This window comes from Enterobacter sp. Ap-867, assembly GCF_011752855.1.
Lineage (GTDB): Bacteria > Pseudomonadota > Gammaproteobacteria > Enterobacterales > Enterobacteriaceae > Cedecea.
In genome coordinates, this window is the sequence record NZ_VWWS01000001.1 from 916,893 (window position 1) to 930,638 (window position 13,746).

The 13,746-nt window shown below is 55.7% G+C and carries 11 protein-coding genes; 5 read left to right on the plus strand and 6 right to left on the minus strand.

Annotated features, from left to right (window positions below; genetic code table 11):
* Positions 1-4: 4 nt before the first annotated feature.
* The 5 genes from F3J26_RS04445 to F3J26_RS04465 form a co-directional block, all read right to left on the minus strand.
* Entirely contained in the window at positions 5-760 is a 756-nt protein-coding gene (locus tag F3J26_RS04445; RefSeq protein ID WP_166991823.1) for a methyltransferase domain-containing protein, read from the minus strand.
* Positions 753-1,733, minus strand: a complete 981-nt coding sequence (locus F3J26_RS04450) for an ABC transporter substrate-binding protein (RefSeq protein WP_166991827.1) — start codon at positions 1,731-1,733, stop codon at positions 753-755. The genes F3J26_RS04445 and F3J26_RS04450 overlap by 8 nt, the downstream gene beginning before the upstream one ends.
* Positions 1,724-3,826, minus strand: a complete 2,103-nt coding sequence (locus F3J26_RS04455) for a TonB-dependent siderophore receptor (RefSeq protein WP_166991830.1) — start codon at positions 3,824-3,826, stop codon at positions 1,724-1,726. The genes F3J26_RS04450 and F3J26_RS04455 overlap by 10 nt, the downstream gene beginning before the upstream one ends.
* A gap of 219 nt (positions 3,827-4,045) precedes the next feature.
* Positions 4,046-5,488, minus strand: a complete 1,443-nt coding sequence (gene pyk, locus F3J26_RS04460; protein ID WP_166991834.1) for a pyruvate kinase — start codon at positions 5,486-5,488, stop codon at positions 4,046-4,048.
* Positions 5,489-5,615: 127 nt separating this feature from the next.
* Positions 5,616-6,485 carry a MurR/RpiR family transcriptional regulator gene (locus F3J26_RS04465; protein ID WP_008453963.1) on the minus strand — a complete coding sequence of 290 codons (870 nt, stop codon included), beginning with the start codon at positions 6,483-6,485 and terminating at the stop codon, positions 5,616-5,618.
* 376 nt (positions 6,486-6,861) lie between these two features.
* Between F3J26_RS04465 and zwf the strand changes: the two genes are divergently transcribed.
* The 3 genes from zwf to kdgA all read left to right on the plus strand — a co-directional run bounded on the left by zwf (position 6,862) and on the right by kdgA (position 11,109).
* On the plus strand, positions 6,862-8,337 hold the full coding sequence (zwf, locus tag F3J26_RS04470; RefSeq protein ID WP_008453964.1) for a glucose-6-phosphate dehydrogenase: 1,476 nt from the start codon (positions 6,862-6,864) through the stop codon (positions 8,335-8,337).
* A 266-nt stretch (positions 8,338-8,603) separates the two neighbouring features.
* Positions 8,604-10,415, plus strand: coding sequence for a phosphogluconate dehydratase (edd, locus tag F3J26_RS04475; protein WP_166991837.1), 1,812 nt, complete (start codon positions 8,604-8,606; stop codon positions 10,413-10,415).
* Between the two features lie 52 nt (positions 10,416-10,467).
* On the plus strand, positions 10,468-11,109 hold the full coding sequence (gene kdgA / locus F3J26_RS04480; RefSeq protein ID WP_166991840.1) for a bifunctional 4-hydroxy-2-oxoglutarate aldolase/2-dehydro-3-deoxy-phosphogluconate aldolase: 642 nt from the start codon (positions 10,468-10,470) through the stop codon (positions 11,107-11,109).
* Between the two features lie 65 nt (positions 11,110-11,174).
* Here the strand turns inward: kdgA and purT are convergent, their stop codons facing one another.
* Positions 11,175-12,353, minus strand: a complete 1,179-nt coding sequence (gene purT, locus F3J26_RS04485) for a formate-dependent phosphoribosylglycinamide formyltransferase (RefSeq protein ID WP_166991843.1) — start codon at positions 12,351-12,353, stop codon at positions 11,175-11,177.
* A 136-nt stretch (positions 12,354-12,489) separates the two neighbouring features.
* Between purT and F3J26_RS04490 the strand changes: the two genes are divergently transcribed.
* Positions 12,490-12,840: a YebG family protein gene (locus F3J26_RS04490; RefSeq protein ID WP_166991846.1), complete on the plus strand. Its 351-nt coding sequence runs from the start codon at positions 12,490-12,492 to the stop codon at positions 12,838-12,840.
* A 123-nt stretch (positions 12,841-12,963) separates the two neighbouring features.
* The gene (locus tag F3J26_RS04495; RefSeq protein WP_008453974.1) at positions 12,964-13,638 is read left to right on the plus strand and encodes a tellurite resistance TerB family protein; all 675 of its coding nucleotides are present in this window, start codon (positions 12,964-12,966) and stop codon (positions 13,636-13,638) included.
* Positions 13,639-13,746 lie beyond the last annotated feature (108 nt).

The following is a 13,746-nucleotide window of genomic DNA, read 5'->3' on the forward strand; positions in this document are numbered from 1 at the left end:
TCGCTTATTTCCAGCCGGCAATCAGGTAATCGTCCATAAGCTGCCACAGCGTGCCTGTTTCGCTGAAACCAGCCTGACTCAGGCTTGCCAGCTGAAAGGCCACCGTCGTCGGCGGGGGAACCGGGCGCCCCGCGAACACGGCTTCCCGGGCCGGAATCAGCCTGGCGATGTCCTCTATCTCTTTAGCGAGGGTAAACCACGCCTCCCAGTCCACGGCACCGTGAGCCCAGGCCCGCTGCTGAGTTTGGGCATCGTGGCGCTCGCTGATCGCTTTCTTGTGGAGGTCCGCGGGGTTAAAACGCTGGTGATCGGCATTCAGGAACACGCCGTTATCGGCCAGCATTCTATGAATTTCACCGTGCAGAGCATGCTGTCTGTCGGGCATTAACCAGTGTAACGCGGTGCTTGAAACAATCGCTTCCGGGCGAGCCCCGACCATTTTTTGCTGCCAGTCAGGCGTGGCCAAATCGGCCGAAAGAATACGCACCCGATCGCCGAAAGGAAGCAGCGTTTCACGGGCGATGGCCAGCATGACCGGATCAACATCCACCGCGGTAACGTGCACAGCAGGGAACCGTTGCAGGATGCGCCTCGTGAGGGAACCCGGCCCACACCCGAGTTCGAGCAGTGAAAAGGCATCGTCAAACTGCAGGGCGAGTATGTCCATCAGGGCGTCGAAGCGCGCTTCCCGGTTGGCGATATAAGCGCTTTGCTGCCGATCCCAGAGCGTGACAAGAGTGTTCCATGTGATGTCAGTCATGTTTTTCCTTGGTAGAAAGTGAGGCAATGAGCCGGTTTAGCGCGTCCAGCGAGCGGATCGAGGGATCCATGTCATAGCCGGACAGGATGATGAATTTCTTTTCCTTCACGGCGCGCAGCCCGGCGGTGAGAGGGAAATGCTCGACAAAGGCTATTTTATCTTTGGCACTATCCCCGGGGCCGCCCCGGGGCAGATCGGCGAGCACCAAAATGTCCGGATCGCGACGGGCTATCTCTTCCCAGGCAACGTTTGGCCACAGCGCAGAGAGATCGGAGAAAATATTTTGACTGCCGCTGGCCATGCTCAGCATATTCGGCGCGCCGCAGCAGCCGGCCACGTAGGGTGAATCCGTGCCGGAATACCACCAGAGGAGACGAGCCGGGGGCAATGTGCCCGCACGCTGGCGCAGGGCTGCCAGGTACTTTCGGTTTTGGTCTACAAGCGTCTTGCCCTGTTTTTCCCGGCGTAAAATTTGCGCTAAATCCTCAATTTCCTGAAACAGCGCATCAAAGCTGATATTTCGCCCTGGGGTACTTTGCTGACCTCCGCAGGCGCCTGATGAAAGCCAGGTCGATATCCCCCACGATGTCATTTGGTCGCGGGTCGCTCCTTCAGGTGACCAGAACCAGTACCAGCTTGAGGAGTAGACCATGTCAGGATGCAGCATCAGCAGCGCCTCAGCAGAAATGAGCCCCTTCTTTGCCACGATCGGCAGTGAAAGAGCGTTGCCGTCAGCCAGGTGCTGAGGGTCGTGGGCTGGATCGTAGCCCACGATGCCGACAATCTTTTCCTGCGCCCCTAGCGCCAGAAGATTTTCCAGCGCCGGATTGCCGTAAACCACGATACGCGTCGGTACGGCAGCAAAGCGCTGTGGTTCAGCGCAATTAGGGAGGGTAATAGCCCGTAGAGCTGAGGAAAACAGAAGTCCCGCTGCCACAAGAATTAAAGCCGCTGGTACGGTTCTCAGAACCATACCGTCACCCAACCTTCCCAGGTGCGTGACGGCGCGATTAGCGCCTGGCCGTCGTAAGTCCGCTGCCAGGTATAAAACGTGTCGGTCAGGTTGCGCACCCGCGTACCCACGGTCACTTTAGGCGTCAGCCGGTATTCTGCGGCCAGATCCAGGGTAATGTAATCGTCCATCGGTCGGGTATTGCGATTGTCATTGAAGCTGCTGCCAACATAGCGCAGGTCACTCCGCAAGCTGAGAGGAGCTATGGGGTGCCAGGTAAGTGCGAGATTGCCGGTCCAGGTCGGGACATAAGCCGGTTGATTCCCGTCCAGATTTTCAGGCGGGTTACCCGCGCTAAAACGGTCAAATCTTGCGTGAGTCCAGGCCAGATTTCCCGCCATCTCCCAGCGCTCGTTGGGCTGAATAGTCGTGGAAAACTCAATTCCCCGAGACGTCTGCTGCCCCACGGCGGTAAGCTCCCCCGGCGTGATAGCTGAAGGGGTGAAGAGGTTATTTTTACGTAGCTGGTAGAGAGCAAGCCGGGTGGCCACTTTGTTATCCCAGAACTGGCTCTTGATCCCTGTTTCCCACTGCTGTGACTGCGTCAGCGGCAGATGAGTCTGGTCGGCGCTTAAGAAAAAGATGTCGCCTCCAGCCTCTTTGCCGTTGGCATAGCTGACGTATAGCGCGGTGTTGTCGGTGATATCCCAGTTCAGGCCGAGACCTGAATTCAGGAAGCTGTAGGTCTGACTTTCACTGCGCGCCGGCGTGTAGTAGCGCCAGTCCATATCCAGCTTCGTAAAGCGCAGCTGGCTTAGCAGGCTGAGGCTGCGGGTCAACTGCAGGCTGTCTTCCAGAAAAGCCGCAGACTGGCGTTGAGTGACCCGACTCCAGGGCGTGCGGGTAACGCCGGTTTCGGCACTGAAAGGCTCACGCGGCGGGTTAAATATGGGCACATCTTGCGAGCCGGGGAAGCCGTTTTTTTGATAATCAAAGCGGCTGGTTTGCAGCTCGATCCCGGCCACCAGGCGGTTATCCAACCCCAGCAGAGGACCGTCCAGGGACAGACTCGACCTGTTAGCCAGCAGGGTATTCTTATGGCTCAGATCGCCCCAGGAGTCGCGATTCACTAAGTCCGGAGCTGCTGCGCTGTAGCGATAGCGTTCCACGTTGTGCCAGGCGCGGTAGCCGGTGTAATACCAGGTATGGTTGTTGAAGCTCAGCCCCGGAGCGAGAGTGCTGTCCAGTACGGCCTGCAAGGCCGTTGCGTGGCTGGCAATCGTGGCATCGGTCAGATTATTGTAGTTCAGGCCGCGCAGTGACTTCAGTGCTTTGCCCTCAATCAATGGGGTCCCGAAGTAAGGATTGTTGCTCCGGTTGTTCATCCGGTCGCCGTAGAGCGTCAGGGTGGTGTCGTCGGTCAGGCGGAAGAGCAGCGAGCCGCTGACCCTCGACTGTCGATTGCGCTCATGCTGGACCTGACTGTTACCGCCGCTGCCTGAAGCATCCAGCCGCCAGGCTATTTTGTCCTGCAACAGCGTACCTCCCGCTCCGCCCTGCAATGCCTGGGTGCTGTAGCTGCCGAACTGATAGTTGAGCATCGCCGGTGTGTCCACGAAGCTGGGCTGACGTGACACAAGATTGACGCTGCCGGCGGTAGCGCTCAAACCGTTCAGGGTGGAACCGGGGCCGTGCAAAATATCCACCTGGCCGTAGTGTGCCGGGTTGCCCAACTGGAGCGTGCTGCCTGGCATTTCCATCCCGTCCAATAGCCAGCTTACCGGCATAAAGCCGCGCAGTGAGAAGCTATTGGAGAGCGTAGGGGAAGCGACGCCGGACATGCCGGTTGCATGGCTGACGGTTTCGGCCAGCGTGCGGTCGCCGCGGACGCGGATCTCTTTTTGTGAAAAGGTTTCCACATAGCGGGGGATTTCTTTATCCGTCAGGCCCAGGCGTGACGCCGTGCCGACTGCGGGCTGAATTTCTGCGGGCGTTCGGCTTTCTACAGTGATGTTTTCTTCACACTCAGCGGAAGGGCAGCTGGCGGCCAAAAGCGGAGAAGAAAAAAACGTCAATGCGACGCAGGCATACGGGAAGGGGCGTTTGATTTTCATTGTGTATGTATCGACTCAGAATGAACGTGCCTGTTCAGAAAGTGGCGCCGTAAGACTCTACCTTGCCATCAATTGTTACGTTATAACATATCATTTCACAATGATGTGGAAATTAAAACGCTGTATTGCGTGTGGGTTTACGGCCAGGGAAGCGGGGCAGATAATAAAAAAGCCGCGAACGTGTGTCGCGGCTCTGTCGGGCTTTATCGCGGGCGAGAATTACTCAACGCAGAGGATACGCGTGGTGTTGGTGGTGCCAATGGTGCTCATTACGTCGCCCTGGGTCACGATGACCAGGTCGCCAGAAATCAGGTAGCCTTTATCCCGCAGGAGATTTACCGCATCGTTAGCGGCGGCGACGCCTTCGCTTGCGCTGTCAAAGTAAACCGGGGTCACGCCGCGATAGAGTGACGTGAGGTTCAGCGTACGCTCATGGCGAGAGAGCGCAAAAATAGGCAAGCCGGAGCTGATACGGGACGTTATCAGCGCGGTACGCCCGGACTCGGTCATCGAAATGATGGCGGTAACCCCTTTGAGGTGGTTAGCGGCATACATCGCGGACATCGCAATGGCTTCTTCCACGTTATCGAACTGCACGTCGAGACGGTGCTTGGAGACGTTAATGCTTGGGATTTTCTCTGCGCCCAGGCAAACCCGCGCCATTGCCGCTACGGTTTCAGCAGGATACTGGCCTGCCGCCGTTTCTGCCGACAGCATCACCGCATCGGTGCCGTCGAGTACGGCGTTTGCCACGTCCATGACTTCCGCACGGGTTGGCATTGGGTTGGTGATCATCGACTCCATCATCTGGGTGGCGGTGATCACGGCACGATTCAGCTTACGTGCACGACGAATCAGGGTTTTCTGGATGCCAACCAGCTCCGGGTCGCCGATTTCTACGCCCAGGTCACCGCGGGCTACCATCACCACGTCAGAGGCGAGAATAATGTCGTCCATTGCGGCTTCGTCGCAAACGGCTTCCGCGCGTTCTACTTTCGCCACAATTTTCGCATCGCAGCCCGCATCACGCGCCAGACGACGGGCATAGTTCAAATCTTCGCCGCAGCGTGGGAAGGAGACGGCCAGGTAATCAACGCCAATTTTTGCCGCGGTAACAATGTCGGCTTTGTCTTTGTCAGTCAGCGCTTCTGCAGACAGCCCCCCGCCCAGCTTGTTGATCCCTTTGTTGTTAGACAGCGGGCCACCTACGGTCACTTCGGTGAACACTTTCAGGCCCTGGACTTCCAGCACTTTGAGCTGCACGCGGCCATCGTCGAGCAGCAGGATGTCGCCTGGGACAACGTCGGCCGGGAGGCCTTTATAGTCGATGCCCACTTTCTCTTTGTCGCCTTCGCCTTTGCCGAGGTTGGCATCCAGCAGGAATTTGTCGCCCAGGTTAAGGAATACTTTGCCTTCTTTGAAGGTAGATACGCGAATTTTAGGGCCTTGTAAATCGCCGAGGATCGCCACGTGGCGCCCCAGTTTTGCGGCAATTTCACGCACTTTATCTGCACGCAGCTGATGGTCTTCAGCTGAGCCGTGGGAGAAGTTCATTCGCACCACGTTAGCGCCGGCGGCAATAATTTTTTCTAAATTATTATCGCGGTCGGTTGCCGGGCCTAAGGTGGTAACGATTTTGGTTCTACGTAGCCGTCTGGACATGTATTACTCCGTTGACTGAAACAACTTGGTGTTGCGTGAACAAAAACTCGGTAGGTCAGGGTGTGCTGTGAACACCCATGACAACGTAACCGAACAGCCTAATAAGTTACAACTTTGTTATCAAAAATTAACGTTCATCGCCTGAGAGAAGACGTTCTTTATCAAAGCGCGATTCTTTGAGCGCTTCCTTGACTCGCTTCAAGTTATCCCTGAATTTTGCCCCTCGACGCAAAGTAAAGCCCGTCGCCAGCACATCAATGACGGTCAACTGCGCCAGACGAGACACCATCGGCATATAAATGTCAGTATCTTCTGGCACATCCAGCAGCAGAGAAAGCGTCGCCTCACGGGCAAGCGGGCTGCCTTCCGATGTGATGGCGAGCACAATGGCATCGTTTTCACGGGCTAACTGCGCCAGCTCAACCAGATTTTTAGTCCGGCCGGTGTGAGAGATAAGCACCACCACGTCTTGCTCGGTACAATTCATACAGCTCATACGTTGCATAACAACGTCATCTGAGTAAATCACCGGGACATTAAAGCGGAAAAACTTGTTGGTAGCGTCGTGCGCGACGGCGGCGGATGATCCGAGTCCAAAAAAGGCAATTTTCTTTGCCTGGGTAAGCAAATCCACGGCCCGGTTCACCGCAGACATATCCAGCGACTGACGAACCCGGTCAAGGCTCGCCATGGCGGATTCAAAAATCTTGCCGGTATAGGACTCGACGCTATCATCTTCATCAACATTCCGGTTTACATACGGCGTGCCATTCGCCAGACTCTGAGCTAAATGCAGTTTAAAATCCGGGAAGCCCTTGGTTTCAAGGCGACGGCAAAAGCGGTTCACGGTGGGCTCGCTGACGTCCGCGCTGCGGGCAAGCGTCGCGATGCTGGAGTGAATGGCGTCCTGAGGCGCAGCAAGAATCACTTCTGCGACTTTGCGTTCCGATTTGCTAAGGTGTTCCAGCTGTGACTGGATTTTTTCCAGCATATTCATAAAGGCGGGCACTCATGGGTTTTAGCGATTTCAGCAACAGAAGAAATCGTGGGCCGATTTAGCAAGAATATACTCTTGCTAAAATGTGATAGGGCGAGTCGCCCAGGTAATGTTGTTGTTTTTTTTCATTACATGATCGGTGTCTAACTTTGGCAACGGTTACATCGCACAATAAAACGCCAGTAAATGACGCTTTAGTGCGGCATTGTGGGAAAAGTTAGCAATTGAGGCGGTCAAACCGGGGTTAACGGTTGTCCTCGATTCAGCAAAAGCAGTACATTGCAGCGTAATAAAATTACAAGACGTGCCTGGCTTAATGCTATCCGGGCCCCAAAGGGCCGGTAAAAGCCGGGATATCCGAAACGAGGAGACAAACATGGCGGTAACGCAAACAGCCCAGGCGTGCGACCTGGTCATTTTCGGTGCAAAAGGCGACCTGGCGCGCCGGAAACTGTTGCCATCCCTGTATCAGCTGGAAAAAGCAGGTCAAATCCATCCGGAGACCCGTATTCTGGGTGTTGGCCGCGCAGAGTGGGATAAAGAGGCATACACCAAAGTTGTCCGCGAAGCCCTCGAAACCTTCATGAAAGAGAAGATTGACGAGAGCCTGTGGGACAAACTGAGCGGTCGTCTGGATTTCTGTAACCTGGACGTCAACGACACCTCTGCTTTTACCAAGCTGGGGAAAATGCTCGACCAGCAGAATCGCGTCACCATCAACTATTTCGCTATGCCGCCAAGCACCTTTGGCGCTATCTGCAAAGGGTTAGGTAAAGCGAAGCTTAACGCCAAGCCTGCTCGCGTCGTCATGGAAAAACCGCTGGGGACTTCCCTCGAAACTTCCCAGCAGATCAACGATCAGGTGGGCGAGTTCTTTGAAGAGTGCCAGGTTTACCGCATCGACCACTATCTGGGTAAAGAAACCGTTCTTAACCTGCTGGCACTGCGTTTTGCTAACTCCCTGTTCGCTAACAACTGGGACAACCGCACTATCGATCACGTAGAAATCACCGTGGCCGAAGAAGTGGGTATTGAAGGCCGCTGGGGTTACTTCGATCAGGCCGGGCAGATGCGCGACATGATCCAAAACCACCTGCTGCAGATCCTGTGCATGATTGCCATGTCTCCACCGTCTGATTTGACTGCGGACCATATTCGCGATGAGAAAGTGAAGGTTCTGCAGTCGCTGCGCCGCATTGACCGCACCAACGTGCGTGATAAAACCGTGCGCGGTCAGTACACCGCAGGCTTCGCGCAGGGCAAAAAAGTGCCTGGTTACCTGGAAGAAGAGGGCGCGAACAAATCCAGCGCCACCGAAACCTTCGTGGCTATTCGCGTAGATATCGATAACTGGCGTTGGGCCGGCGTGCCGTTCTACCTGCGTACCGGTAAACGTCTGCCAACCAAATGTTCTGAAGTCGTGGTTTACTTCAAAAACCCTGCGCTGAATCTGTTTAAAGATTCCTGGCAGGAATTGCCGCAGAACAAGCTGACTATCCGTCTGCAGCCGGATGAAGGCGTGGATATTCAGATCCTGAACAAAGTCCCGGGCCTGGAGCACAAACATAACCTGCAAACCACCAAGCTGGATCTGAGCTACTCCGAGACCTTCAATGAATCTCACCTGGCAGATGCCTATGAACGTCTGCTGCTGGAAACCATGCGGGGCATTCAGGCGCTGTTTGTTCGTCGTGATGAAGTGGAAGAGGCGTGGAAATGGGTCGACTCCATTACCGAAGCCTGGGCTGCGGATAACGATGCGCCGAAACCTTATCAGGCCGGTACCTGGGGGCCGGTGGCTTCCGTGGCGATGATTACCCGTGACGGCCACTCCTGGAACGAGTTTGAGTAACAGGCCGTGAACATGGCCGGTAAAAAGTCACTAACAAAGGGACCTTATTTTACCGGTAACATGATCTAACACAGAAGTGGCATAGTTTTTTATGAATAATAGCCCCGCGTGGATTCACCCGCGGGGCTTTTTTATTTACACTAGCTGAAGCGTTTTTGCTCCCGGCATCAAGTCTGATGGGCTACGATGGGCAACAAAGTTACTTTCATCAGCTCTGAACATGACGGTATCAATGCGGGAGAACAGCCACTTTCTGAGGAACTTCTATGCATCCAAATTTGTTACGGGTAACATCGCGTATTATCGAACGCTCCCGCCCAACGCGCGAAGCCTACCTGGCACGCATTGAGAAAGCCCGGAGCAACACGGTTCACCGCTCGGAACTTGCCTGCGGTAACCTCGCGCATGGTTTCGCTGCCTGCCAGCCGGACGATAAGGCGGCGCTGAAAAGCATGCTGCGTAACAATATTGCGATCATCACGTCCTACAACGACATGCTCTCCGCCCATCAGCCGTATGAACATTATCCTGAGCAAATCCGTAAGGCGCTGCATTCCGTGGGCGCGGTGGGGCAGGTTGCAGGCGGTGTCCCGGCGATGTGCGACGGGGTGACTCAGGGCCAGGATGGTATGGAGCTTTCGCTGCTGAGCCGGGAAGTGATTGCCATGTCTACCGCCGTTGGCCTTTCCCATAACATGTTTGACGGGGCGCTCTATCTTGGCGTGTGCGACAAAATCGTGCCGGGGCTGACGATGGCCGCGCTGTCGTTTGGGCATCTCCCTGCGGTCTTTGTGCCATCAGGTCCGATGGCCAGCGGCTTGCCGAACAAAGAAAAAGTCCGCATTCGCCAGCTTTATGCGGAAGGTAAAGTTGACCGCCTCGCGCTGCTGGAAGCGGAAGCTGCCTCTTATCACGCGCCGGGGACCTGTACTTTCTACGGCACGGCGAATACCAACCAGATGGTGGTTGAGTTTATGGGCATGCAGTTGCCGGGGTCGTCGTTTGTTCAGCCTGATGCAGAGTTGCGTCACGCGCTGACGGACGCAGCGGCGCGCCAGGTCACTCGCCTGACCGGCAACGGCAACGAATGGATGCCTCTCGGGAAAATGATTGATGAGAAAGTGGTGGTGAACGGCATTGTTGCACTGCTGGCTACCGGCGGCTCGACGAACCACACCATGCATCTTGTTGCGATGGCTCGCGCTGCCGGGATCATTATTAACTGGGACGACTTCTCCGAGATCTCCGAAATTGTGCCGCTGCTGGCGCGCCTCTACCCGAATGGCCCTGCCGACATTAACCACTTCCAGGCGGCGGGCGGTGTGCCGGTGCTGCTGCGTGAGCTGCTGAAAGGTGGCCTGCTACACGAAGACGTTAACACCGTGGCCGGTTTTGGCCTGCATCACTACACCATGGAGCCGTGGCTAGACAATGGTCGGCTTGCCTGGCGTGAAGGCGCGAGCCGGCCGTTGGATAGCGACGTTATTGCCACGATGGAAAAACCATTCTCCCGCCACGGCGGAACCAAAGTGCTGAGCGGGAATCTGGGCCGGGCGGTGATGAAAACCTCAGCGGTGCCGGTAGAAAATCAGGTGATTGAAGCGCCCGCGGTTATTTTTGAAAGTCAGCATGACGTATTGCCTGCTTTTGAAGCCGGCAAACTGGACCGCGATTGCGTTGTCGTCGTCCGCCATCAGGGGCCAAAAGCGAACGGCATGCCAGAATTGCATAAACTTATGCCGCCGCTTGGAGTATTATTGGACCGCTGTTTCAAAGTTGCTCTGGTGACAGATGGAAGACTGTCCGGTGCCTCAGGGAAGGTGCCTTCCGCAATCCATGTTACCCCGGAAGCGTATGACGGCGGGCTGCTGGCGAAGGTGCAGGATGGCGACATTATTCGCGTCAACGGCCAAACGGGCGAGCTAACGTTGCTGGTCGATGAAGCCGTACTTGCGGCGCGCACTGCTTATCACCCGGATCTCAGCGCCGAGCGCGTAGGGACTGGTCGGGAGCTATTCGGCGCATTGCGCGAACAGCTTTCGGGCGCTGAACAAGGCGCAACCTGCATTAAATTTTAAGCCCGCGGCAGTAATGCCCGGAACAGATTAAAAGTGGCTAAGAGGCGCTCAGATGAAAAATTGGAAAACTACAGCAGAACAGATCCTGAAAACCGGTCCGGTTGTGCCGGTTATTGTTGTTAACAAGCTGGAGCATGCGGTGCCAATGGCGAAAGCGCTGGTGGCCGGTGGCGTCCGCGTGCTGGAAGTCACGCTGCGTACAGCTTGTGCTATCGATGCCATTCGTGCGATTGCGAAAGAAGTGCCTGAAGCTATTATCGGCGCGGGTACCGTGCTGAACCCACAGCAGCTTGCGGAAGTGACCGAAGCTGGCGCGCAGTTTGCTATCAGCCCGGGTCTGACCGAGCCGCTGCTGAAAGCCGCGACCGAAGGCACCATTCCGTTGATCCCAGGCATCAGCACCGTGTCAGAACTGATGCTGGGGATGGACTACGGCCTGAAAGAGTTCAAATTCTTCCCGGCTGAAGCCAACGGTGGCACTAAAGCGCTGCAGGCCATTGCAGGACCGTTCTCTCAGGTGCGTTTCTGTCCAACCGGGGGGATCTCTCCGGCTAACTACCGCGATTACCTGGCGCTTAAAAGCGTGCTGTGCATCGGTGGTTCCTGGCTGGTTCCGGCCGATGCGCTGGAAGCGGGCGACTACGACCGCATCACTCAGCTTGCCCGTGAAGCGGTGGAAGGCGCCAAGCTGTAAGCCATAAAAAAGCCCGCAGTACGCGGGCCCACTGACTCAATCGCCCTCATTTGAGGGCGATTTTTTTATCCTTCAACTTTTACCTGAGCGGCTGACGTCACGGCCCTTGTCACTGCCTCATCGACGCTGTTACCGGTTGCCAGCGCCACGCCCATACGGCGTTTACCTGCGATCTCCGGCTTACCGAAAAGACGAACCTGTAAACCGCCGCCCAGCGCTGCTCCCACGTTACTAAATTTAACGTTATCGCTTTGCAACTCAGGCAGGATCACCGCCGATGCGGCAGGGCCATACTGACGAATTTCGCCGACAGGCAGGCCGAGGAAGGCGCGAACGTGCAGCGCAAACTCAGACAAATCCTGTGAAATTAACGTCACCATGCCAGTGTCGTGCGGGCGAGGGGAGACTTCACTGAAAATTACCTCATCGCCGCAGACAAACAGCTCCACGCCGAACAGGCCATGGCCGCCCAGAGCGGTAACCACTTTTTCAGCAATTTCTTTCGATTTTGCCAGCGCGATGTCGCTCATCTGCTGTGGCTGCCAGGATTCACGGTAGTCGCCCTCTTCCTGACGGTGCCCGATAGGCGCGCAGAAATGCACGCCGTCAACGGCGCTGATGGTCAGCAGGGTGATTTCAAAATCAAAATTGACCACGCCTTCAACGATAACGCGGCCTTTACCGGCCCGCCCACCTAGCTGGGCGTATTCCCAGGCTTTTGCCAGTTGGTCGGCTGTGCGGATAAAGCTCTGGCCTTTGCCGGAGGAGCTCATTACCGGTTTCACAATGCACGGCAAACCAATCTCATGCACGGCCTGCTGGAAGGCTTCTTCGCTGTCGGCGAAGCGATAGCTGGAAGTGGGCAACTGAAGTTCTTCTGCGGCCAGGCGGCGGATCCCTTCGCGGTTCATGGTGAGTTTGGTGGCGCGGGCGCACGGCACCACTCGCTGACCCTGGGCTTCAAGCTCCAGCAGGGCATCGGTGGCAATGGCTTCAATTTCAGGAACGATAAAATCGGGCATTTCGGCGGCGACAAGCGCTTTTAGCGCCGCGGCATCCAGCATGTTAATGACGTGGCTGCGGTGTGCGACGTGCATTGCCGGCGCATTTGCGTAGCGATCGACGGCGATAACTTCTACCCCGAGGCGCTGGCATTCAATGGCCACTTCTTTACCCAATTCACCGGAACCCAGCAGCATAACTCGCGTAGCTGCCGGGCGCAGAGCGGTTCCCAACGTTGACATGTGATTTAGCCTTAACAAAGAAAAAGACCGCTGCAGTATAAACGAAAACGTTTGCGTTGGCAGCGGCTTTCCGACTTGTGTGATAAAATGAATGACGATATACTGGATAAATAAACAGGTAAAACGGAGCTGCAAAATGGCGGTCGAGATTAAATATGTTGTAGTGAGAGAGGGACAAGAAAAAATGGCCTTTGCCAGTAAAAAGGATGCTGACGCTTATGACAAAATGCTGGATCTGGCTGAAGTCCTCGGCGACTGGCTGCAGCAAAGCCCGATTGCGCTGGATGAAGGGCAGAGCGACACTCTGGCGATGTGGATGGCGGAAAACAAGGATCTGCTGGCGGGCGTATTGAAAAACGGCAAGCTGCCAGAGCCTGAATTAAGTCAGTTTGAGCCAGACGCGGAGTCCTCAGCGCTTGAACAATCGCCAGCGGCTGAAGGCAACGTCAGCGAACACCCTGGACGTAAACGCACCAAAGCCGCGTAATACGGTTCTGCTGTAAGCGCCGGGTAGCCGGCGCGATTCTTTTCCCATCTTTAGCGCTGTCCGACGTTTCTTGACGTCCTGTGGCCTACTCTCGACGAGTTAAGTCAACAGAGGATCTCCGTCATGAATAACTGGTTACAGCAGCTTCAGTCGCTCCTGGGGCAATCTACTTCTCCTCAATCTTCACAGCCTGCAGCCGGTAATAGCTCTGAAGGGATCGGTAAACTTCTGGTGCCGGGGGCGCTGGGTGGATTAGCCGGGTTACTGCTGGCGAGTAAATCTTCCCGCAAACTGTTAACAAAATACGGCACCAGTGCGCTTCTGGTCGGCGGCGGCGCCGTGGCCGGAAGCGTGTTATGGAACAAATACAAGGAGCGGGTTCGCCAGAGCCAGCCCGTTTCCACAGGCTGGAGTGAGCCGCACTCGTCGGTTGATGTTCGTACCGAAAGATTAATTACCGCGCTGGTTTTTGCGGCGAAAAGCGACGGCCATATCGATGCAAAAGAGCGTCAGTTTATTGAGCAACAGCTGCGTGAAGTCGGTATCGACGGGGAAGGTAAAGCGCTCGTCGAACGGGCGATCGACAGGCCGTTAGATCCTCACCAGCTTGCACAAGGTGTGAGAAATGAGGAGGAAGCGCTGGAGCTTTATTACCTTAGCTGCACGGCTATCGATATCGATCACTTTATGGAACGTAGCTACCTGAGCGCTCTGGGCGATGCGCTAAACATACCGCCGGATGTCCGCTCCGGTATTGAGCAAGATATTCAGCAGCAAAAACAACCGCTCGCGGTGTAATCCTCCTGCAACCAGCCTGTGCCGGGTTTCTCCCGGCATTTTCTTTTAATCCTTCATGTTCCGCTTGCAAGCCCGGCTGAATTTGCCACCCTTACGGGGTGTTAAACG